Raw genomic sequence first — 1,222 nt, forward strand, 5'->3', positions numbered from 1 at the left:
CGGATCACATGCGGGTTCTGCGAGGTGGTATAGAGCGTATACTCCTCGGTCCCGCGGCTGTATTCCGCCACCGCCACGCGCGGCTCCATCGGGTTGGCAACCAGACGGTTGTTCACCAGATCCAGCGTGGTCACATGGGCCGCATTGGCAAAGACCTCGTTGACCTTGGCGTCATCCGCCTCACCCAGCTGCCAGTCATAGCAGATGTTGTTCTTCAGATCGTCATGGACCAGCGTCGCGCCCTCTTGCGCGGCGGCCTTCATGTCGATCACGGCGGGCAGTTCTTCGATATCGAGATCGATCGCCTCGGCCGCATCCCGCGCTTGTTCCAGACTGTCAGCCACCACGGCCGCAATCGGATCGCCCACATGGCGCACCTTACCTTGGGCCAGAATGGGGTGCGCCGGTTCCTGCATGGGCGCACCGTGCTTGTCGGTCACCTCCCAGCCGCAGGGGATGCCGCCCACGCCTTCGAAATCCTTGCCGGTGAATACCCGGACCACACCGGGCATGGCCTCGGCCGCCGAAGTGTCGATGCTGGTGATCCGGCCATGCGCGATATCCGAGCGCAGGAAATACACATAGGCCTGTCCGGCCACGTTGATGTCGTCGGTATAATTGCCCGCTCCGGTCAGAAAGCGCACGTCCTCGCGCCGCTTGGAACTGGCTCCGATGCCACTGTCTTTGGGCATTGCTTGATCTCCTCCCTGGAAAAGAATTTTCGACGAAAATTCTTGCCCGCCGCCTTATTCGGCAGCGATGTTGCTCACGTCCTGACCCGATGCGGCCATGATCGCCTTGACGATGTTATGATAGCCCGTGCACCGGCACAGGTTGCCTTCCAGATAATGCCGGATCTCGGCCTCGGTCGGACGCGGATTGTCCTTCAGCAAGGCCGCCGCACTCATCACCATCCCCGGCGTGCAGAACCCGCACTGAAGACCGTGATGATCCTGAAACGCCTGCTGGATCGTATTGAGCGTCCCATCCTCGGCCGCCTGACCTTCAATCGTGCCAACCTCAGACCCGTCCGCCTCAAGCGCAAGCATGTTGCAAGACTTCACAGCCTGACCATCAACATGCACAACACACGCACCACATTGCGCCGTGTCACACCCAACATGCGTCCCTGTCATCCCCAAATGTTCACGCAAAAATCCAGACAATAACGTCCGACCCTCAACATCACCGCTCACAGCTACGCCGTTCACAGTCATCGAAA

2 protein-coding genes are annotated in these 1,222 nt (G+C 60.0%); both read right to left on the reverse strand.

Annotation, left to right across the window (positions count from 1 at the left end):
- Positions 1-692 (reverse strand): xanthine dehydrogenase family protein molybdopterin-binding subunit (locus ACR0DB_RS22590; protein WP_480553091.1); only part of this gene is annotated, 692 nt, incomplete at its 3' end.
- Between the two features lie 54 nt (positions 693-746).
- Positions 747-1,222: (2Fe-2S)-binding protein (locus tag ACR0DB_RS22595; RefSeq protein ID WP_480553092.1), on the reverse strand; the 476-nt coding region annotated here is incomplete at its 5' end.

The organism is Ruegeria sp. AB6, from assembly GCF_056542685.1.